23 protein-coding genes and 1 pseudogene are annotated in these 18,246 nt (G+C 67.0%); 10 read left to right on the top strand and 14 right to left on the bottom strand.

Annotated elements, in window-relative coordinates:
* Position 1: 1 nt before the first annotated feature.
* Entirely contained in the window at positions 2-1,678 is a 1,677-nt protein-coding gene (locus tag A5784_RS18970; protein WP_064946446.1) for a ribonuclease J, read from the top strand.
* Here the strand turns inward: A5784_RS18970 and A5784_RS18965 are convergent.
* From A5784_RS18965 to A5784_RS18945, 5 genes and pseudogenes are all read right to left on the bottom strand, one after another.
* Complete coding sequence (locus A5784_RS18965; RefSeq protein ID WP_064946445.1) at positions 1,675-2,112, bottom strand: hypothetical protein; 438 nt, start codon at positions 2,110-2,112, stop codon at positions 1,675-1,677. The genes A5784_RS18970 and A5784_RS18965 overlap by 4 nt on opposite strands.
* A 54-nt stretch (positions 2,113-2,166) precedes the next feature.
* Positions 2,167-3,039, bottom strand: coding sequence for an SAM-dependent methyltransferase (locus A5784_RS18960; protein WP_082944930.1), 873 nt, complete (start codon positions 3,037-3,039; stop codon positions 2,167-2,169).
* Positions 3,036-3,711 (bottom strand): annotated as a pseudogene (locus A5784_RS18955) (mycofactocin-coupled SDR family oxidoreductase). Before A5784_RS18955 ends, A5784_RS18960 begins: the two are co-directional and overlap by 4 nt.
* Entirely contained in the window at positions 3,711-4,025 is a 315-nt protein-coding gene (locus tag A5784_RS18950; RefSeq protein ID WP_064946443.1) for a putative quinol monooxygenase, read from the bottom strand. The pseudogene A5784_RS18955 and the gene A5784_RS18950 overlap by 1 nt, the downstream one beginning before the upstream one ends.
* A gap of 48 nt (positions 4,026-4,073) precedes the next feature.
* Positions 4,074-4,514: a DUF2834 domain-containing protein gene (locus A5784_RS18945; RefSeq protein ID WP_064946442.1), complete on the bottom strand. Its 441-nt coding sequence runs from the start codon at positions 4,512-4,514 to the stop codon at positions 4,074-4,076.
* A gap of 98 nt (positions 4,515-4,612) precedes the next feature.
* Here A5784_RS18945 and A5784_RS18940 point away from each other — a divergent pair, with 98 nt between their 5' ends.
* On the top strand, positions 4,613-7,168 hold the full coding sequence (locus A5784_RS18940; RefSeq protein ID WP_197514795.1) for a DNA translocase FtsK: 2,556 nt from the start codon (positions 4,613-4,615) through the stop codon (positions 7,166-7,168).
* 53 nt (positions 7,169-7,221) lie between these two features.
* On the opposite strand, the gene A5784_RS18935 is transcribed toward A5784_RS18940, so the two are convergent.
* Complete coding sequence (locus A5784_RS18935; protein ID WP_156750653.1) at positions 7,222-7,704, bottom strand: amino-acid N-acetyltransferase; 483 nt, start codon at positions 7,702-7,704, stop codon at positions 7,222-7,224.
* A gap of 81 nt (positions 7,705-7,785) precedes the next feature.
* Between A5784_RS18935 and pgsA the strand changes: the two genes are divergently transcribed.
* The 5 genes from pgsA to pspM all read left to right on the top strand — a co-directional run bounded on the left by pgsA (position 7,786) and on the right by pspM (position 11,051).
* Positions 7,786-8,391: a CDP-diacylglycerol--glycerol-3-phosphate 3-phosphatidyltransferase gene (pgsA, locus tag A5784_RS18930; protein WP_156750651.1), complete on the top strand. Its 606-nt coding sequence runs from the start codon at positions 7,786-7,788 to the stop codon at positions 8,389-8,391.
* On the top strand, positions 8,369-8,857 hold the full coding sequence (locus tag A5784_RS18925) for a CinA family protein (protein WP_064946438.1): 489 nt from the start codon (positions 8,369-8,371) through the stop codon (positions 8,855-8,857). Before pgsA ends, A5784_RS18925 begins: the two co-directional genes overlap by 23 nt.
* Positions 8,858-8,940: 83 nt before the next feature.
* Complete coding sequence (gene clgR / locus A5784_RS18920; RefSeq protein ID WP_064946437.1) at positions 8,941-9,252, top strand: transcriptional regulator ClgR; 312 nt, start codon at positions 8,941-8,943, stop codon at positions 9,250-9,252.
* A 152-nt stretch (positions 9,253-9,404) separates the two neighbouring features.
* On the top strand, positions 9,405-10,214 hold the full coding sequence (gene pspA, locus A5784_RS18915; RefSeq protein ID WP_064946436.1) for a phage shock protein PspA: 810 nt from the start codon (positions 9,405-9,407) through the stop codon (positions 10,212-10,214).
* An 18-nt stretch (positions 10,215-10,232) separates the two neighbouring features.
* A complete protein-coding gene (gene pspM / locus A5784_RS18910; RefSeq protein WP_064946470.1) occupies positions 10,233-11,051 on the top strand; it encodes a phage shock envelope stress response protein PspM in 819 nt (272 codons plus the stop codon).
* Between the two features lie 4 nt (positions 11,052-11,055).
* On the opposite strand, the gene A5784_RS18905 is transcribed toward pspM, so the two are convergent.
* Entirely contained in the window at positions 11,056-11,472 is a 417-nt protein-coding gene (locus A5784_RS18905) for a DUF5313 domain-containing protein (protein WP_064946435.1), read from the bottom strand.
* Positions 11,473-11,482: 10 nt separating this feature from the next.
* Entirely contained in the window at positions 11,483-11,917 is a 435-nt protein-coding gene (locus A5784_RS18900; protein ID WP_064946434.1) for a limonene-1,2-epoxide hydrolase family protein, read from the bottom strand.
* Positions 11,918-11,959: 42 nt separating this feature from the next.
* On the opposite strand from A5784_RS18900, the gene A5784_RS18895 reads away from it, so the two are divergent.
* Genes A5784_RS18895 through A5784_RS18885 form a run of 3 tightly spaced genes read left to right on the top strand, consistent with a single transcriptional unit; the run spans position 11,960 to position 13,578 of the window.
* Positions 11,960-13,132, top strand: a complete 1,173-nt coding sequence (locus tag A5784_RS18895) for a glycosyltransferase (protein ID WP_064946433.1) — start codon at positions 11,960-11,962, stop codon at positions 13,130-13,132.
* A 9-nt stretch (positions 13,133-13,141) separates the two neighbouring features.
* Positions 13,142-13,333, top strand: a complete 192-nt coding sequence (locus A5784_RS18890) for a DUF3046 domain-containing protein (RefSeq protein ID WP_029370112.1) — start codon at positions 13,142-13,144, stop codon at positions 13,331-13,333.
* Positions 13,334-13,374: 41 nt separating this feature from the next.
* Complete coding sequence (locus A5784_RS18885) at positions 13,375-13,578, top strand: hypothetical protein (protein ID WP_062831094.1); 204 nt, start codon at positions 13,375-13,377, stop codon at positions 13,576-13,578.
* Between the two features lies 1 nt (position 13,579).
* Here the strand turns inward: A5784_RS18885 and hypD are convergent, their stop codons facing one another.
* Genes hypD through A5784_RS18855 form a run of 6 tightly spaced genes read right to left on the bottom strand, consistent with a single transcriptional unit; the run spans position 13,580 to position 18,243 of the window.
* Positions 13,580-14,704: a hydrogenase formation protein HypD gene (hypD, locus tag A5784_RS18880; RefSeq protein WP_064946432.1), complete on the bottom strand. Its 1,125-nt coding sequence runs from the start codon at positions 14,702-14,704 to the stop codon at positions 13,580-13,582.
* A gap of 10 nt (positions 14,705-14,714) precedes the next feature.
* Positions 14,715-14,987, bottom strand: a complete 273-nt coding sequence (locus A5784_RS18875; protein WP_064946431.1) for a HypC/HybG/HupF family hydrogenase formation chaperone — start codon at positions 14,985-14,987, stop codon at positions 14,715-14,717.
* Positions 14,988-15,000: 13 nt separating this feature from the next.
* Entirely contained in the window at positions 15,001-16,092 is a 1,092-nt protein-coding gene (hypE, locus tag A5784_RS18870; RefSeq protein WP_064946430.1) for a hydrogenase expression/formation protein HypE, read from the bottom strand.
* Positions 16,089-16,763, bottom strand: coding sequence for a D-sedoheptulose-7-phosphate isomerase (locus A5784_RS18865; RefSeq protein ID WP_064946429.1), 675 nt, complete (start codon positions 16,761-16,763; stop codon positions 16,089-16,091). The genes hypE and A5784_RS18865 overlap by 4 nt, the downstream gene beginning before the upstream one ends.
* On the bottom strand, positions 16,760-17,491 hold the full coding sequence (locus tag A5784_RS18860; RefSeq protein WP_064946428.1) for a phosphoheptose isomerase family protein: 732 nt from the start codon (positions 17,489-17,491) through the stop codon (positions 16,760-16,762). Before A5784_RS18860 ends, A5784_RS18865 begins: the two co-directional genes overlap by 4 nt.
* Complete coding sequence (locus A5784_RS18855) at positions 17,488-18,243, bottom strand: DUF6390 family protein (protein ID WP_156750650.1); 756 nt, start codon at positions 18,241-18,243, stop codon at positions 17,488-17,490. The genes A5784_RS18860 and A5784_RS18855 overlap by 4 nt, the downstream gene beginning before the upstream one ends.
* Positions 18,244-18,246: the final 3 nt, after the last annotated feature.

The raw sequence follows: 18,246 nt of genomic DNA, 5'->3' as shown, positions 1-18,246 counted from the left end.
GTTGAGCACCGATCTCGCACCGCCCGAGCCGCTGGCCCCTGGAGGGCTGCGAGTGACCGCGCTGGGCGGTATCAGCGAAATCGGCCGCAACATGACGGTTTTCGAGCACCTTGGCCGGCTGCTCATCGTCGACTGCGGCGTGTTGTTCCCGGGTCATGACGAGCCGGGTGTCGACCTGATCCTGCCCGACCTGAGGCACATCGAGCATCGCCTCGACGATGTCGAGGCGCTCGTCATCACCCATGCGCACGAAGACCACATCGGCGCCATCCCGTTCCTGCTCAAACTGCGGCCCGACATTCCGGTGGTGGGCTCGAAGTTCACCATCGCCCTGGTGCGCGAGAAGTGCCGCGAGCACCGGATCAAACCCGTGTTCGTCGAGGTCGCCGAGCGGCAGAGCAGTAGGCACGGTGTGTTCGAATGTGAGTACTTCGCCGTCAACCATTCGATTCCCGGGTGCCTGGCGGTCGCCATCCACACCGGCGCGGGCACGGTGCTGCACACCGGTGACATCAAACTCGATCAGATGCCCCTCGATGGTCGTCCGACCGACCTGCCGGGCATGTCGCGCCTCGGTGACTCCGGTGTCGACCTGTTCCTGTGTGATTCCACGAATTCCGAGCATCCGGGTGTCAGCCCGTCGGAGAGCGAGGTGGGCCCGACGCTGCACCGGCTGATCCGCGGTGCCGAGGGCCGCGTGATCGTGGCGTGCTTCGCGTCGAACGTCGACCGCGTGCAACAGATCATCGACGCCGCGGTGGCTCTGGACCGCAAGGTGTCGTTCGTCGGGCGATCGATGGTGCGCAACATGGGGATTGCGCGCGAACTCGGCTATCTGCGGGTCGAGGACTCCGACATCCTCGATATCGCCGCAGCCGAGATGATGCCTGCGCACAAGGTGGTGCTGATCACCACCGGGACCCAGGGCGAGCCGATGGCGGCGTTGTCGCGGATGTCGCGCGGCGAGCACCGCAGCATCACGTTGACCGCAGGCGACCTGATCATCCTGTCGTCGTCGCTGATTCCTGGCAACGAGGAGGCCGTCTACGGCGTGATCGACGCGCTGGCCAAGATCGGGGCCAGAGTGGTGACGAATGCCCAAGCGCGCGTTCACGTTTCCGGGCACGCCTATTCGGGTGAATTGCTGTTTCTCTACAACGGTGTGCGGCCGCGCAACGTCATGCCGGTGCACGGCACCTGGCGACATCTGCGGGCCAACGCAGCGCTGGCCGCGCGCACCGGGGTGCCGCCGGAGAACATCGTGATCGCCGAGAACGGCGTCAGCGTGGACCTGGTCGCGGGCCGGGCATCGATATCCGGAGCCGTGACGGTCGGCAAGATGTTCGTCGACGGATTGATCACCGGCGATGTCGGCGATGCCACGCTCGGCGAAAGGCTCATTCTCTCATCGGGTTTCATCGCGGTGACCGTTGTCGTGCACCGTGGCACCGGGCGTCCCGCGGGGCCGGCTCATCTGCATTCGCGCGGCTTCTCCGAGGACCCCAAGGCGCTGGAATCGGTGGCGCAGAAGGTCGAGCGCGAACTGGAAAGCCTTGCCGCGGAGAACATCACCGATCCGACGAGGATCGCGCAGGCGGTGCGGCGCACGGTCGGCAAGTGGGTGGGCGAGACCTATCGTCGCCAGCCGATGATCGTGCCGACCGTGATCGAGATCTAGCCTGCTAGCAGCAGGATCCCGCCGATAAGCAGGCCGACGACCTTGACGGCCTCGAGCGCGACGTAGACGTAGTGCACGCGTGACCGCCCGATCGGCGTCTGACCCGGGTTGGCCGCCAACACGGCATCGGAACGCTGCGTCAGCTTGGGCCGCACGGCCAGCAATTGCACGGCCAGCGCGGCGATGGCGATGACGAACGCAGCGGTGATCGCAGCCGACGGCCGACTGATCGCGAGTGTGACGACGACGATTGCCGCAAAGGCTGTTTCGGTGGCATTGAGGGCGCGGAACACTAGTCGACCGATGCCCAGGCCGATCTGCAGCGTGACGCCCGGCGCGCGGAACTTCAGCGGGGCCTCCAGGAACGAGATTGCCAGCACCATGCCGATCCAGCAGTAGGTGACGGCGACTGCCACGGCCGCGGCGGTGTTCATTCGATATCTCCTTCGGTGGTGAGGGGCCGGCCCAGGCGGCCTCAGCGCGGCCGGTTACCGTCGCACCGCGTATGCCGTCCACTCCACTTGGGACGCACCGAGTTCGCGGCCGGCCGGGTTGACATAGTGCTCGATCAGATACTCCGGGCCCGCCTGCTCCATCAGTTGCCAACCGTATGGCTCGATGAACGGCGCGATGTCGTCGGGATTCAGCCCGAACCGCCAGATCTTGCGACGGACGCAGAATCTGCGATACAGCGACTCGGCGCCGTAGCGGTGGGTGCCGTCGATGAAGTCGGCACGGACATAGGTGAACACCAACCGGCTGCCCGGTGCGGCCGTGGCGAGGTAGTCGAACGTCGCCCGCACGCCGCCTTCGGTGAGGTACTGCGTCACGCCCTCCCACACGAAAAACGTGCGGTCTGATGTGCGGTGACCGTGCCGAGCGAGTTCGGCGGCGAGGTCGTCGTGCTCGAAATCGACCGGTACCAGCCGCACCGAATCCGGAACCGCGCCGAGCGCCCGGCGCACGACGGCGCGTTTACGGTCGATGTTCACCGGAAGGTCGACCTCGAAGACCGGGATCGCACTGTGTCGCGCCAGCCGATAGGCCCGGGTGTCCATACCTGCGCCGAGGATCACCACGGCGTCGATGTCGGGCAGCGCGGCGTCGAGTGACTCGTCGATGAATCGCTTGCGGCAGGACAGGTTCGCCCACAGGCCGGGCTGGGACCGTTCCGCGGCGCGGATGGACCATTCGCGCGGGATGCGCCAGCGCATCAGCCGGGTCATGGCGCGCAAGGTTGTCGGCAGAAATGACTCCGCGAGATCGTCGTCGACCAGCCTGCGTGGGCCCTCGTACTGCTCTGTGGCGGCCAACACCATTGGGCCGAAGGCGGTTTGAGCTACCGGATCTGCGCGGCTCATCGCTTGTTGACGATACCTGCGTCCACCGGGAGTGTCACGCCTGTGACATAACGGGCCTGGTCTGACACGAGCCAGGCCACCGCGTTGGCGACGTCCTCGACCTGCACCACCTGAACCGGCAGGGCGTTACCGAAATCCGTTGGTGCGTGCAGCTCCTCGGCGACGTGCTTGAGCCATCGGCGGGTGAACTCATTGTTGATCATCGGGGTGTCCACGCCGGTGGGATGGATGGAGTTGACCCGAATGCTGTGCGGGGCAAGGTAGTTGGCGTACGCCCGCATCAAGCCCACGACGCCGTGCTTGGCTGCGGTGTAGCCGATCGAACCGCGGTCGCCGCCGCCCACACCCATCAGCCCCGCCGCCGAGCTGATCAGCACGATCGAACCGCCGTCGCCCTGTTCCACCATCGTCGGGAACGCCACCTCGACGGTGTTGTGCACACCGGTCAGGTTCACGTCTGCGCGCGCCGGTCTTCTCGACGAGTTCGACGGTCGCGGCCAGATCATCCGGTGTGGCCAAGGGGTAGGGGACCGATGCGATTTGATCGCACAGGTCGACGGCGATGATGTCGGCGCCGTCCGCGGCCAGCCGCACCGCTTCGGCCCGGCCCTGGCCGCGCGCGGCACCGGTGATGAACGCGACCTTTCCGGCCAGGGGACCGTCCGCCCTCATTACGGCCGCAGCTGACCCTTGGCTGGATCACCGGCGACGACGGGCTGAAGCATCTTGATGTCGGGTGCGCCGTCGAGCAGTTCACCGATCGCGCCGAACAAGGTTCCGATCGCGGGGGCAGTGCTGTGCGCCTTCAGTGCGTCGGCGTCGGCCCACTGCTCGACGAAAACGAAGGTGCCGTCGGCCTCGTGCAGCGAGTACAGCTCACATCCCGGCTCGTCGTGTACCGCCTCGATAGCCTGCTTGCAGGCGTCTCGCACCGCGTCGACGGACTCGGGCTTGGCCTTCATGGTGGCGACGACGACAACGGGCATGGGTGCATACTCCTCGGGTCAGGATGGCCGGACAGCTGTCCAGCGTACTCATGCCACATCTACCCAGATTACGAAGGCGATACTGAGCACACTCAACACGGCCAATATCGTCGCGTCGACGGCGCCGAGTCGCGTGGTGTCGGACGGGCCCACCCGTAGCTGACGCGCAATCAGGAACAGCGGGAAGGTGACGCTGATCGCGATGAGGACGCCGCCCAGCAGGTAGGCCCACACATAGGGGATGGCGTGCTTGCGCGCCTCGCCGACCATGAATATCGCGGCGGCCAGGAAGAACAGCACGATATCGACGGTGATGGACCGCGAGGCTGGGTTGACCTTGGTGTCGCTCCAGAAGGTCAACAGGCCGGTCGGGCTGTGGAAGTAGGCGACGTTCTGGCTCCAGGTGGCGGCCAGGGCGACGGCTGCGATGACCGCGTAACCGATGCACAGGATTCTGGTCTGGGCGGGACCCGAGGTCGAAAGACTCATGGCAGGACGGTAGGCCGCCGATATGGCCGAAATGCAACGTTTCTGTGACCTGTGTGGCAGATGGTGAATATGAGGCCAGTGCGACTAGGCTGACGGACATGGCTAACAAGACCGCTGCGCGATCTGGAGCCCGTTCGAGCAGGTCAAAGCCCAGCTCACGCTCCGGGCGACAGGCGCCCGCCCGCCCTGCGCCACCCAGGCGCAAGCCGGCCCGCCGGTCCCAGGGTTCACCGGTGGCCGTCGCCGGGCAGAAGCTCGGCCGCGGCGCGCGCGCCGGATGGCTGATGCTGGCCAAGGGCGCCGGTTCGACAGCTCGCTCGGTTGGCCGGGCCCGCGAGATCGAACCGGGACACCGCCGCGACGGTCTCGCGCTGGCGCTCCTTGGCATCGCCGTGGTGGTCGCGGCCAGTTCCTGGTTCGACGCGGCCCGCCCCGTCGGCGCCTGGATAGACACCGCACTGCGCACCGTCGTCGGCGAGCCCGTCGTGCTCGTTCCGATCGTGCTGGGCGTCGTCGCCGTGGTGCTGATGCGAACCGAACCCGACCCGGATTCCCGCCCGCGGATGATCCTCGGCGTCTCGATGGTCACGCTGCCCGCACTGGGACTGTGGCACCTGTGGGCGGGTTCGCCCGAGGATCCCGCCGGACGCCGGTTGGCGGCCGGATTCGTCGGATTCGCCATCGGGGGACCGCTCTCCGACGGCCTGACAGCATGGATCGCCGCGCCGTTGCTCTTCATCGGCGTGCTGTTCGGAGTGCTGCTGATCACCGGCACGACCATCCGCGAAGTGCCCGCGACATTGCGCGCGATGTTCCGGACCCGGGCGTTCGATGACGACGAGTACTACGACGACGAGGACGACTACGCCGACGAGTACGCCGACTCCGAAAACGACGACTTCTCCGACGGCTACTACGACGATCCGGCGTACACGCCCGATCAGGCCAAGAACTGGCCCACTGTCGCCATCGAGGCGCCCAAGGCGCTGACCGGCACGCCGATGGAGAACTACCCGCTGGCCGAAGAGGCCGAAGCGCCAACGGTTCCCGAGCCGGCGGTCAAACCCCGCCGCAAGAAGATCGCCGAGCCCAAGCCGGCCAAGAAAGCCGACGACACCATCGTGGTCGACCGGGTGGTCGAGGGCCCGTACACGCTGCCATCCATCGATCTGCTCATCGCCGGCGACCCGCCGAAGCTGCGCACGGCGGCCAACGACCAGATGACCGACGCCATTTCGTCGGTGCTCGAACAGTTCAAGGTCGACGCGGCCGTCACCGGCTGCACCCGCGGTCCGACCGTCACCCGCTACGAGGTGGAACTCGGGCCGGGCGTCAAGGTCGAGAAAATCACTGCGCTGCACCGCAATATCGCCTATGCGGTGGCCACCGAGAGCGTCCGCATGCTCGCCCCCATCCCGGGCAAATCGGCCGTCGGCATCGAGGTGCCCAACACCGACCGCGAGATGGTGCGGCTCTCCGACGTACTCACCGCACCGTCGACGCGACGTGACCACCACCCGTTGGTGATCGGCCTTGGCAAGGACATCGAAGGCGACTTCGTCTCGGCCAACCTGGCCAAGATGCCGCACCTGCTGGTGGCAGGCTCGACCGGCTCCGGTAAGTCCAGCTTCGTCAACTCGATGCTGGTCTCGCTGCTGGCGCGGGCCACCCCAGACGAGGTCAGGATGATCCTGATCGACCCGAAGATGGTGGAACTCACGCCCTACGAAGGCATTCCGCATCTGATCACGCCGATCATCACCGAACCCAAGAAGGCTGCCGCGGCACTGGCCTGGCTGGTCGAGGAGATGGAACAGCGCTACCAGGACATGAAGGCGTCGCGGGTGCGGCACATCGACGTGTTCAACGAGAAGGTGCGCACCGGGGAGATCAGCACGCCGCTGGGCAGCGAGCGGGTCTACAAGCCGTACCCGTACATCCTCGCGATCGTCGACGAGCTCGCCGACCTGATGATGACCGCGCCGCGCGACGTCGAGGACGCCATCGTGCGTATCACGCAGAAGGCCCGTGCCGCGGGGATCCACCTCGTGTTGGCCACCCAGCGGCCGTCAGTGGACGTCGTCACCGGGCTGATCAAGACCAACGTGCCGTCCCGGCTGGCCTTCGCGACGTCATCGCTGACCGACAGCCGCGTCATCCTCGACCAGCCCGGCGCCGAGAAGCTCATCGGTATGGGCGACGGCCTGTTCCTGCCGATGGGTGCCAACAAGCCGTTGCGCATGCAGGGCGCGTTCATCACCGACGAGGAGATCCACGCCGTCGTCGAGGCCACCAAGGCGCAAGCCGAGCCCGAGTTCGTCGACGGCGTCACCGCGGTCAAGGCGGGCGAGCGCAAGGACGTCGACCCCGACATCGGCGACGACCTGGACGTCTTCTTGCAAGCGGTCGAGCTGGTGGTGTCGTCGCAGTTCGGGTCCACCTCGATGCTGCAACGCAAGCTGCGCGTCGGCTTCGCCAAGGCGGGCCGGCTGATGGACCTCATGGAGACCCGCCAGATCGTCGGGCCGTCCGAGGGTTCCAAGGCCCGCGAGGTCCTCGTCAAGCCCGACGAGTTGGCAGGCACGCTGGCCCTGATCCGCGGTGGTGCCGATGCCAACGGTGCCGACACCGAGGACGACGCCGACGAGTTCTGAGCCCGCGATTTGTGGCGTCTTACCCGTGCCGCGGGTAAGACGCCACAAATCACTCAGAGCGTCAGCAGCATCCGGGTATTGCCCAGCGTGTTCGGCTTGACGTAGGAGAGGTCCAAGAACTCGGCAACGCCGGTGTCGTACGAGCGGCACATCTCCTCGTAGACCTCGGCGGTCACCGGGGTGCCGTCGATCTCCTTGAAGCCGTGGCTGCCGAAGAAGTCGATCTCGAAGGTCAAGACGAAGATGCGGCTCAGGTGAAGCTCGCGGGCGGCCCGGAGGAGCTGCTCGAGCAGAATGTGGCCCACTCCGGTGCCCCGGACCTTCGGATGGACCGCGACCGTGCGCACTTCGCCGAGGTCTGCCCACAACACGTGCAGGGCGCCGCAGCCGACCAGGTCGCCGTCGAGTTCGACCACCCAGAATTCCTGGACCGCCTCGTACAACGTCACCAGGTTCTTTTCCAAGAGGATCTTGCCTGCGTAGATGTCCACCAGCTCTTTGATGCGGGGGACATCGGAGGTGCGGGCCCGGCGCACCAAGGGCCTGGTCGCCGGTGGCGCGCTGCCTTCGTTCACAGCTGGAAGAGTATCGGTTTCGACAACCGATATTCTGTTGCGGTGCCGGGCCAACCTTCTACTGATCCGTTGGTGCCGCATGCCTTCATCGCCAGCTTGCCCAACATTCTCACCGGAATCCGGATGGTGCTGGTTCCGGTGTTCCTGGTGTTGCTGTTCGTCGGCGACGGCCATGAAACGTTCTGGCGGATAATCGCTTTCGCGGTGTTCGCGGTCGCGGTGATCACTGACCGGTTCGACGGCGCCCTGGCCCGCAGCTACGGCGTGGTCTCGGAGTTCGGCGCACTGGCCGACCCGATCGCCGACAAGGCGCTCATCGGATCGGCGTTGATCGGCCTGTCGATGCTGGGGGACCTGCCCTGGTGGATCACGGGCGTAATTCTCCTGCGGGAGATCGGAATCACCATCCTGCGCTTCATGGTGCTGCGTCACGGTGTCATCCCGGCCAGCCGTGGCGGCAAACTCAAGACGCTGGTGCAGGCGGTCGCGATCGGGTTGTTCGTGCTGCCGCTGCACAACTGGCCGGGGATCTGGCTGACTGTGGCGTGGGTGATCATGTGGGCGGCCGTCGTGCTGACCATCGTCACCGGCGCCGATTATGTGGTTTCGGCGATCAGGAATTCACGTGGACGATCCGCTGGTAACTGACGACGCGAAGGCGCTGGTCGCCGATCTGACGGTGAACGGTCAGAGCGTGGCGACCGCAGAGTCGCTGACCGGAGGTCTGCTGGCGGCCACGCTGGCAGGCGTGCCCGGTGCCAGCGCCGTGCTGCACGGTGGGCTGGTCACCTACACCGAGGACACCAAGATCTGGCTGGCCGGCGTGGCGCCCCAGGTGCTCGACGCGGTCGGACCGGTCGCGGCGCCAACGGCCCGGGCGCTGGCGGTCGGTGCGCGACAGCGCTGTGCTGCCACCTGGGGCGTGAGCCTCACCGGCGTGGCCGGGCCCGAGCCGCACGGCGGCCATCCGCCGGGAACGGTGTTTCTGGGATTGGCAGGCCCTGTCGACACCGAGGTGGTCGAGCTGGCGCTGTCGGGTTCACGCTGGGATATCCGGGTGGCCGCGGTCAACGAGGCGATCGCCCGGTTGCGTCGTCTGGTTGAGCAACAATGAGTTTCTTGCCGTCGGGAACCTCACGGTGGGTCACAGCGTTTGGCAAGTAATAACCGTCGAGTAGGTACCCGAAGGAGGGCGCGATGACGGAATTGCTGCGTGAAGTGATCGGTGATGTGCTGCGCACCGCCCGCACCGAGCAGGGGCGGACCCTGCGTGAGGTGTCCGATGCCGCCAGGGTGAGCCTCGGGTATCTGTCGGAGGTGGAACGTGGCCGCAAAGAGGCTTCCAGCGAACTGCTCAGCTCCATCTGCGACGCCCTGGACGTGCGGCTCTCGCGCGTGCTGACCGACGCCGGAGAGCGGATGGCGCGCCGCGAGCAGGCCAACGTGGCCCACATCGACGTTGCGACCAAGGTGGTCATCCCGCAGCCGGTCTCCATGGCCGTCGCCTGAGGCAGGCCCAGACCCGGCGAAACGCCCATCGGGGGCTGTGGCGGCCTGCCCGAACCCGATAAGTTGGCACTTGAGCACGACAACTTGACCGACTAGGCGACCACAGGCCCGATCAACCGGGCCCAAACATCAGCGAAGGCGGAAACGTTCCCATGGCCAATCCGTTCACCAAGGCATGGAAGTACCTGATGGCGCTGTTCAGCTCCAAGGTCGATGAGTACGCCGACCCCAAGGTGCAGATCCAGCAGGCCATCGAGGACGCACAGCGTCAGCACCAGGCACTGACCCAGCAGGCCGCCCAGGTGATCGGCAACCAGCGTCAGCTGGAGATGCGACTCAACCGCCAGCTGGCCGATATCGAGAAGCTCCAGGTCAATGTCCGCCAGGCCCTGACTCTCGCCGACCAGGCAAACGCCTCAGGCGACGTTGCCAAGGCCACCGAGTACAACAACGCCGCCGAGGCGTTCGCCGCGCAGCTGGTGACCGCCGAGCAGGGCGTCGAAGACCTCAAGACCCTGCACGACCAGGCTCTGCAGGCCGCCGGTCAGGCGAAGAAGGCCGTCGAGCAGAACGCGATGATGCTGCAGCAGAAGATCGCCGAACGCACCAAGCTGCTGTCGCAGCTTGAGCAGGCCAAGATGCAGGAACAGGTCAGTTCCTCGCTGCGGTCGATGACCGACCTCGCCGCGCCGGGCAACACCCCCAGCCTCGACGAGGTCCGCGACAAGATCGAGCGGCGCTACGCCAATGCCATCGGCTCGGCGGAGCTCGCCCAGAACTCGGTGCAGGGCCGCATGCTCGAGGTGCAGCAGGCCAGTGTGCAGATGGCCGGGCACTCGCGGCTGGAGCAGATCCGCGCGTCGATGCGCGGCGACACCCTGCCCGCAGGCGGCAGCGCCGCGACGCCGGCCGCCCCGGCCACCAACCCGGCCCAGACGCCCGAAAACCCGCTCGGCCAATAGTGTTTCGGTGATGTGATCATGGCTACCAAGACCAGTCGCGGAGAAGCCTGGCGGTCAGTGCTGCAGCGGGGTGTCGACACCGCCGCCGACCTGTCCGGAGCCCTGGCCGAAAAGCTCAGTGCCGCTGCCGATCCGCGCGCAAAGCTGCTGCGCAAGCGGCGGTGGGCCGCGCGCCTCGGGGTGTTCTTCACGCTTGCCTGCGGATTCTGGGTGCTGGTGACGGCCGTGCTCGCGTCGTGGAGCACCCCGGTCTGGGTCCTGATCATCACCGGTGCCATCGCCGCGGGCGCCGCGTTTCCCGCGACGCTGCTGTGGCTGCGCTACCGCTGGCTGCGGTCCGAACCCCTACCGGCCGAACGTCCCGTCGCGGGCCGTCCGCTTCCGCCGTGGGGTTCGGCCGCACGGCAGCCGATGTCGGCGCTGGTGGCCTCCGAGCGCGGCATGTTCTCGCTGCTCGGGGTCATGGAACGCGGCCACATGCTGCCGGCCGACGAACTCCGCGAGCTGACGGCGGTGGCCAACCAGACCGCGCGCACCATGGCCGCCACCGCCACCGAGGTGGTGTCCATGGAGCGGGCGATCAGCAACGCGCCGCAGTCGCGGCAGTACCTGGTGCCCAGCATCAACGCGTTCACCGCGCAGCTCGGCCAGGGTGTCCGTCAGTACAACGAAATGGTCACCGCCGCAGCGCAACTGGTGTCCGCGGCGAACAGCGGGCCGATGTCGGCGGCCCCGCTGTCGCAGCAGCGCTACCGCAGCGAATTGACCAATGCCACCGACCGGCTGATGGGCTGGGCGCAGGCCTTCGACGAACTCGGCAGGCTGCGCCAGGCCTGACGGTTCAGACGGCGCTGCCGCTGGGCGGGCCCGACCGTGGACCGTACTTCTCGATGTAGGCCTGATGGATATGGGCGTTCTTCTCGCGCGCGATCTTGTCGACCAGGTTGGGGTCGAGGCCGTGCACCCGCAGCATGTGCCGTCGCCAGATCTTGTTCAGTGCGTGCGAGAAGTAGACGAACGGGATCAGAATCGGCACCGTCATGCTCAGATGCACGTACAGCGTCGTGTCGATCAACCAGAACGGGGCCAGGATAAGCACCGCCGGAACCAGCACCCGCAGCATCATCCGGCGGGTGGCGCCCTTGCCGGTCAGGTCCTCGCGCACCCAGTCGAGCATCGAATCCGGCAGTCGGCGACCGCAGCAATAGCGCAGGAACTGAATCGCGTTCGGCTTGGTGCGGGCGCGCTCGTTCATCATCGGTCAGCCGCTATAACGACGCGCGCAGCGAGGGGATGACGATCCCGACGAGGCCGCGGACTGTCGCCTTGGTCATGTCGAGGAAGTCGAAGTAGTCCCGCCACAACGTGATTCGGCCATCGTGCACCTCGAACACACCACACACCCAGAACTGCAGCCGCAGCGGTCCGACGATCAGGGCATCGGTGCGTTCGGTAAGTACCGAGGCGCCGTCGGCGGCGATCCGATGGATCTTCACTTCGAAGCCGACGCGGCCCTGCATGGACCGGAACAGCTTCACGGTGCGGTTACGCCCATAGATGGTCGGCAACCCGACGTTCTGATACACCAGGTTCTGCGCCAGTGCGTTCTCGGCGGTTTCGAAGTCCTGGTCCTGGAGCGCATTGAGGAAGATCTCGACCGTGCCGGCGGGACTCTGCACCGCGGTAGTTGATTGGTCAGCCATGGCCGAAGCCTAGTTCTCCTGGGCTGTGGCAGGGTAATCCCAATGCGCGTAGCGGTGGTTGCCGGGCCCGATCCGGGGCATGCCTTTCCGGCCTTGGCGCTGTGTCTGAAATTCCTGGCGGCGGGGGATACGCCGACCCTGCTGACCGGCGTGGAATGGCTGGACACCGCCCGCGCCGCCGGAGTCGACGCGGTCGAACTGGCAGGCCTGGATCCCACCGAGGGCGACAACGACGCCGACGCCGGGGCGAAGATCCATCAGCGGGCGGCCCGGATGGCGGTGCTCAATGTCCCGCAGCTGCGGAAAATGCACCCTGACCTGGTGGTCTCCGACGTGATCACGGCGTGCGGCGGGCTGGCCGCCGAACTGCTGGGGGTGCCGTGGGTGGAGCTGAACCCGCATCCGCTGTACGTGCCGTCGAAGGGGCTGCCGCCGGTGGGCAGTGGCTTGGCACCCGGCGTCGGCTTGCGCGGCCGCCTGCGCGACTCCGTGTTGCGTGCCCTGACGGCGCGGTCCGTGCGGTCCGGTCTGGCGCAGCGCGCCGAGGCCAGGGCAGGCATCGGCCTGCCTCCGACCGATCCCGGGCCGCTGCGCCGGTTGATCGCGACCCTGCCCGCGCTCGAGGTTCCTCGTCCCGATTGGCCGGCGGAGGCCGTTGTGGTGGGGCCGCTGCATTTCGAGCCGACGGACGCGGTGCTGGCGGTGCCCGAGGGTACGGGCCCGGTCGTGGTCGTCGCGCCGTCGACCGCGACCACCGGTACCCAGGGGATGGCCGAGCTGGCGCTGGCCTCGTTGCGGCCCGCAGAGACGCTGCCCGAGGGAGCTCGGCTGGTGGTGTCTCGGCTCGGCGGGGCCGACGTCGAGGTCCCGCCGTGGGCGGTGGTCGGGCTGGGGCGCCAGGACGACCTGCTCACCCGCGCCGACCTGGTGATCTGCGGGGGCGGCCACGGCATGGTGTCCAAGACCCTGCTGGCCGGCGTGCCGATGGTGGTGGTCCCCGGCGGTGGCGATCAGTGGGAGATCGCCAATCGTCTTGTGCGCCAAGGCAGTGCGCAGCTGGTGCGCCCGCTGACGGCCGACGCGTTGACGGCCGCCGTCGGTGAGGTGCTCGGCTCCGCGAAGTATCGCCAGGCTGCTGAGCGGGCCGGGGCATCGGTGGACGGAGTGGCAGATCCGGTACGGGTGTGCCATGACGCGTTGGCGCCCGCTCGGTAGGTTGGGCTCGTGCGCTTGACGGAATTCCACGAGCTGGTCGACGGCCGGTTCGGCTCGATGCGAGGGCGGTCCATGCTCGTCGACCACGTGCTGAGCAGCATGGGGCGCACCGCCGCGCAGGCGATTGAGGCAGGCGTGGAGCCGCGCGATGTGTGGCGGGCCCTGTGCGCCGATTTCGACGTCCCACGCGACGAGTGGTAACGGAGTGTGACGTAGCTCACGCAAGCGCGTATACCGGAGTTATGCGACTAGGTGAGCACCCTCAACGAACACCGCTTTACGGTGTGTTGCTGGTCATCGCCGCGGTTCTGTTGTGCTGGCTGGTCGCGTCGACGTTGGGTGGCTGGCATGCTGCGGTCGGCTACTTCCTGGCCATCGCCGTCGGCGCGGTCGGTTTTGTCATGACGCTGCGGGATCTCGACAACTTTCCGAACTGGCGTCGCTGAGTCACCGCTGGATCAGCAGCTGCGCGGTCTCGCGGTGCAGCCGGCCGAAGTTGTAGTACGCCGCGCACGCGCCCTCCGGTGACACCATGCACGTTCCAATCGGTGTCTCGGGCGTGCAGGCCGTCCCGAACACCTTGCACTCCCACGGCTTGATGACACCCTTGAGCACCTCCCCGCACTGGCAGGCCTTCGGGTCTGCCACGCGCACCCCGGGCATGTCGAACACCAGCTCGGCGTCGTACTCGGCATAGTCGCGGTGGATCTTCAGTGCGCTCTGGGAGATGAATCCGAGGCCGCGCCATTCGAAGTGGGGGCGCAGCTCGAACGTCTCCGCCATCAGCTTCAGGGCCTGGACGTTTCCCTCGGGGCGCACCACGCGCGTGTACTGGTTCTCCACCTCGCAACGGCCCTCGCGGATCTGCTGCAGGAGCATGTGCACCGAGGCCAAAATGTCGAGCGGCTCGAACCCCGCGACCACCATGGGCTTGCCGTAGACGGCGGGGACGAAGCGGTACGGCCGCAGCCCGACCACGGTGGAAACGTGACCCGGACCGAGGAATCCCGACAGTCGCAGGTCGGGGGATTCGAGGATGGCCTTGATGGGCGGCACGATCGTGACGTGGTTGCAGAACACGCTGAAGTTGTGCACCCCCAGCGTGCGTGCTCGGACGAGCGTGACAGCCGTCGACGGTGCGGTGGTCTCGAACCCGACCGCGAAGAACACGACATGCCGGTCGGGATTGTCGCGGGCGACCTTCAGCGCGTCCAGCGGCGAGTAGACGAATCGCACGTCGGCCCCGCGGGCTTTGGCTTCGATCAGGTTCCCGCGTGAGCCGGGCACGCGCATCATGTCGCCGAACGTGGTGAAGATGATGCCGGGCTGTTCGGCCAGCCACATCGCGTCGTCCACCCGGCCCATCGGGATCACACAGACCGGGCAGCCCGGCCCGTGTACCAACTCGATCGAACTCGGCAGGAGGTGTTCGATGCCGTGCCTGTAGATGGTGTGGGTGTGGCCGCCGCACACCTCCATGAATTTGAACTCGTCGTCACCGGCGAGTTCGGTGATCGATTTGACCAGGGCCCGCGCGGCGGCCGGATCGCGGAATTCGTCGACGAACTTCATGTCAAGCCTCTCAAGCGATTTCGGAGTCGTTGAACGCGGCGATCTCCTGCTGATAGTTCTCGCCCATCTTCTGGACTTGATCCAGGGTCAGGGCGGCTTCGCGTTCGTCGATCTTGGCCATCGCGAACCCGACGTGGACCAGCACCCAGTCGCCGACCTGCAGATTGTCTTCGGCGAGCAGTCGGACACTGATGATGCGCCGTACGCCGTTGACGTCGACCTTGGCCAGGTAGGCCTCGGCGTCGACGAAATCGACCACCTGGCCGGGGATTCCGAGACACATTGCAGTTTTCCTCTCAGCAGATACGTGGCAGTGGGTCGCCGACGAGCATGTCGACGATGCGGGTACCGCCGAATGATGTTCGGAGCGCCACGATCCCGTGCGGCTCGGGGATGATCTCGCCCACGACGGCGGCACGCGTGCCCTGTGGATGGGTGCGCAGGGCCGCGACGGCGGCGTCGGCCTCCTCGGGTGCGACGACAGCGAGGAACTTGCCCTCGTTGGCGACGTAGAGCGGGTCGATGCCGAGCAGATCGCAGGCACCGAGCACCTGGGGTTCCATCGGCAGCTTGGGCTCGTCGAGGACCACCGCGAACGGCCGATCTTTGGCGAGTTCGTTGCACACGGTTCCGACACCGCCACGGGTCGCGTCCCGCATCCACCGCGTGGACGGCGCGGCAGCCAACAGGGCCTCGACAAGTTCGTGCACGGGCGCGGTATCCGACGCGATGTCGGCGTCGATGGCCAGGTCGCCGCGGGCCAGCATCACCGCCATGCCGTGATCGCCGATGGTGCCCGACAACACCACCTTGTCGCCCGGTTGCACGAGTTCGCGGGCCAGGTGCCGGCCTTCGGGAATCACGCCGACGCCTGCGGTGCAGATGTACACGCCGTCGGCCGCGTCTTTTCCGACCACCTTGGTGTCGCCGGTGACGATCAGCACTCCGGCATGCGCGGCGGCTTCGGCCATGTCTGCCACGATCTCGCGCAGTTCACTGATCGGGAAACCCTCCTCGATCACGAATCCTGCGGACATCCAGCACGGCCGGGCACCCGAGACGGCGAGGTCGTTGATCGTCCCGTGCACTGCGACGTGGCCTATGGACCCGCCGGGGAAACGATGCGGCGCAACGACATACGAATCGGTCGAGAACGCCAGCCGATCCCCGGCCGGCGTGGTCACCACCGCGGCGTCGCCGAGCTGCTCCAGTTCAGGGTTGCGGAAGGCTTCCACGAACACGGCATCGACCAGTGCCGCAGACGATTTGCCGCCCGCACCGTGGGCCAGGGTCACGACCTCGTCGAGCAGCCGCGGGCGCCGCTGCCGGAACTTGTCGATCCGTTCGAGCGCTCGGTCCTCGCGTTGCGCCGCCGTGGTGGCGGTCATGATGCGTGCTCCCGCAGGCGGGCCATGCGCTCCTGGGCGACCGACCAGAGCCGGTACCCCAGCATGGCGTGGCTTTCCTGGATGCGATGAATGCTCTGGCTGTGCACGGTGAAACAGAAGTCCAGGTCTTCGGCCGTGCCCATGCGCCCACCGTCGTGACCGGCGAACCCGATGGTGAGCAGTCCCCGCCGCTTGGCCTCGGTGATCGCCGTCATGAGGTCCTCGGAGTTGCCGGACGTCGACAGCGCGATGGCGACATCGCGGTCGCGGGCATGGGCGATGATCTGGCGTTTGAAGATGAGCTCAAATCCCACGTCATTGCCCAGAGCCGTGACGACGGCTTCGTCGGCAGCCAACGACCAGGCCGCCACTGGTCGGCCCCGCGCCGGGCGGCTGAACAGGGTGGCCAGGGTGGCCGCATCGGTGGAGCTGCCCCCGTTGCCCAGCGTGTAGAGCCTGCCACCGCGAGCGAACCGGTCGGCCATGGCCTGGCCGGCCTTGACCAGTCCGGGATCGTATTCGCGTAGTGATTCCTGTTGTAGCCGAGCGCTTTCCGCCGCTTTCCCACGCGCCGAGGACGCCAGGTCGTCGAGCAGGGACCGCGCGTCGGTCTCTTCGGACTCGATGAACGGATAGAGGAATCCGGTGCTGTCGGATTGGTTCGTGGTCATGAGGCCGACTCCGTTTCCAGCCGGGCGATCCCGGTGCCTGCATGCACGAGGATCAGGTCGTTGGGTGACACGTCGCCGAGCAGTGCGACGTCGACCCACTGTTCTCCGTCGCGGGTGCGGATGAGTGCTTGCCCGCTCGAATCCTCGGGAGCCAGAATGACTTCCGCGAGCTGGCCCTCATCGCTGCAGGTCACGCAGACCTCTTCGGTGCGCTCGGCGTCGGCGGGTTTGAGCAGTCCAGGATGCTCGAAGCACACGTGGGTGAGCTCCCAGAGCAGGTGGTACAGCAAGACGAACCGGCCGGTCGCGGGCACCATCGGGTCGTCGGAGTCGACCCACAGGATGTGATGGGCGGCCCCGGCCGCAGGACGTGGGCCCGATCCGATCCACACCGTCGTGACGCCCCAGGCGGGTGCCCGGCGCATGGCATCGATGACCGCGGGCTCGTCCGCCGATGCGACGGCCAGCAGCAGATCACCGGGTTGACTGGCCACCCTGGCCTGCGCGACGGGATCCGGCTCGACCAGCGCCACGGACGGCAGGGCGCGTTTGCCCATGATGACCGGGTGGACGAATTCGACGGCGACGTGATGCGCGTGCGGCTCCCATTGCGGCGCAATGACCCACAGTGTGGCGCCGTCGTGGAACTTGCGCGCGACGTCCAGTGCGGCCGCGGCGAGGTCAGCCGACAACTGGGTGTCGACGAACGGTTGTGCGGTGACGGTCATGGGAGACCTCCTGTTCTTCTTCGGGCGGCGTTCACCATGTCGAGCGTTGTCGTGGTGGCCTCGCGCAGTGCCTTCCACTCGGCGCCGGTGAGGGTGTCGCACACCCAGTCCCAGTGGGCTGACACAACGGTGCCGGGTGTCGGTGCGGTGACGAACGACGCGCCGTCGCGGCTCCAGCGCACCCGCTCGGGGCGCCGCACGCCCAACCGCAATGCGCGGTCGTCGAGGACGAGGGGACAGGAATCGATGACGGCATGTTCGCCGTCGACGGCCGTGACGGTGCCCCATCGGATCCGGCAACTCTGCAACACCTTCAGTGCCGGTGCGGGTTCCCGATCGAGGAAGCGCACCCACGGATAGACGACGAAGACATGAAAGCTGTGGTGTGCCAAGACAGCCGGCGTGCATTCGACATCATCGAGCAGGCCGGTCACCTGCCCCGTAAATGCCGCCCGCAGCGTCTTGAGCAGGACGGCGGGGTCGACGCGCCTCAGCGGAGCGCCGCCCACCCAATATCCGCGGACCACGTCGACGTCCAGCGGGTCCGATCCCGTGGCGCGTGCGATGGTGCTCAGATATGGCCAGGCCCCGTCGAATTCCCTGGCATGGCTTGCCACCCGGGCCGCATCGTCACCGCGCAGCAGCACACCGGAGTCGCCCGGCCCGCAGTACCCCAGCTCGTTGGGCGGGTAGGCGTAGCGTGCGAAGAGCGCCGATCCCGCGGGCAGGGTGTGCAATCCGATGACCGTCATGGC

Source organism: Mycobacterium sp. 852013-50091_SCH5140682 (assembly GCF_001665685.1).
Classification (GTDB): domain Bacteria; phylum Actinomycetota; class Actinomycetes; order Mycobacteriales; family Mycobacteriaceae; genus Mycobacterium.
Note: the sequence above shows the minus strand (reverse complement) of the source record. Positions and strands in the feature narration are given on the sequence as shown.

Coding starts and splice junctions, on each gene's coding strand:
- A5784_RS18965 (WP_064946445.1), bottom strand. CDS start 2,112: ATGAACACCGCCGCGGCCGTGGCAGTCGCCGTCACCTACTGCTGGATC.
- A5784_RS18960 (WP_082944930.1), bottom strand. CDS start 3,039: ATGAGCCGCGCAGATCCGGTAGCTCAAACCGCCTTCGGCCCAATGGTG.
- A5784_RS18950 (WP_064946443.1), bottom strand. CDS start 4,025: ATGCCCGTTGTCGTCGTCGCCACCATGAAGGCCAAGCCCGAGTCCGTC.
- A5784_RS18945 (WP_064946442.1), bottom strand. CDS start 4,514: ATGAGTCTTTCGACCTCGGGTCCCGCCCAGACCAGAATCCTGTGCATC.
- A5784_RS18940 (WP_197514795.1), top strand. CDS start 4,613: ATGGCTAACAAGACCGCTGCGCGATCTGGAGCCCGTTCGAGCAGGTCA.
- clgR (WP_064946437.1), top strand. CDS start 8,941: ATGACGGAATTGCTGCGTGAAGTGATCGGTGATGTGCTGCGCACCGCC.
- pspA (WP_064946436.1), top strand. CDS start 9,405: ATGGCCAATCCGTTCACCAAGGCATGGAAGTACCTGATGGCGCTGTTC.
- pspM (WP_064946470.1), top strand. CDS start 10,233: ATGGCTACCAAGACCAGTCGCGGAGAAGCCTGGCGGTCAGTGCTGCAG.
- A5784_RS18905 (WP_064946435.1), bottom strand. CDS start 11,472: ATGATGAACGAGCGCGCCCGCACCAAGCCGAACGCGATTCAGTTCCTG.
- A5784_RS18900 (WP_064946434.1), bottom strand. CDS start 11,917: ATGGCTGACCAATCAACTACCGCGGTGCAGAGTCCCGCCGGCACGGTC.
- A5784_RS18895 (WP_064946433.1), top strand. CDS start 11,960: ATGCGCGTAGCGGTGGTTGCCGGGCCCGATCCGGGGCATGCCTTTCCG.
- A5784_RS18885 (WP_062831094.1), top strand. CDS start 13,375: ATGCGACTAGGTGAGCACCCTCAACGAACACCGCTTTACGGTGTGTTG.
- hypD (WP_064946432.1), bottom strand. CDS start 14,704: ATGAAGTTCGTCGACGAATTCCGCGATCCGGCCGCCGCGCGGGCCCTG.
- A5784_RS18875 (WP_064946431.1), bottom strand. CDS start 14,987: ATGTGTCTCGGAATCCCCGGCCAGGTGGTCGATTTCGTCGACGCCGAG.
- hypE (WP_064946430.1), bottom strand. CDS start 16,092: ATGACCGCCACCACGGCGGCGCAACGCGAGGACCGAGCGCTCGAACGG.
- A5784_RS18865 (WP_064946429.1), bottom strand. CDS start 16,763: ATGACCACGAACCAATCCGACAGCACCGGATTCCTCTATCCGTTCATC.
- A5784_RS18860 (WP_064946428.1), bottom strand. CDS start 17,491: ATGACCGTCACCGCACAACCGTTCGTCGACACCCAGTTGTCGGCTGAC.
- A5784_RS18855 (WP_156750650.1), bottom strand. CDS start 18,243: ATGACGGTCATCGGATTGCACACCCTGCCCGCGGGATCGGCGCTCTTC.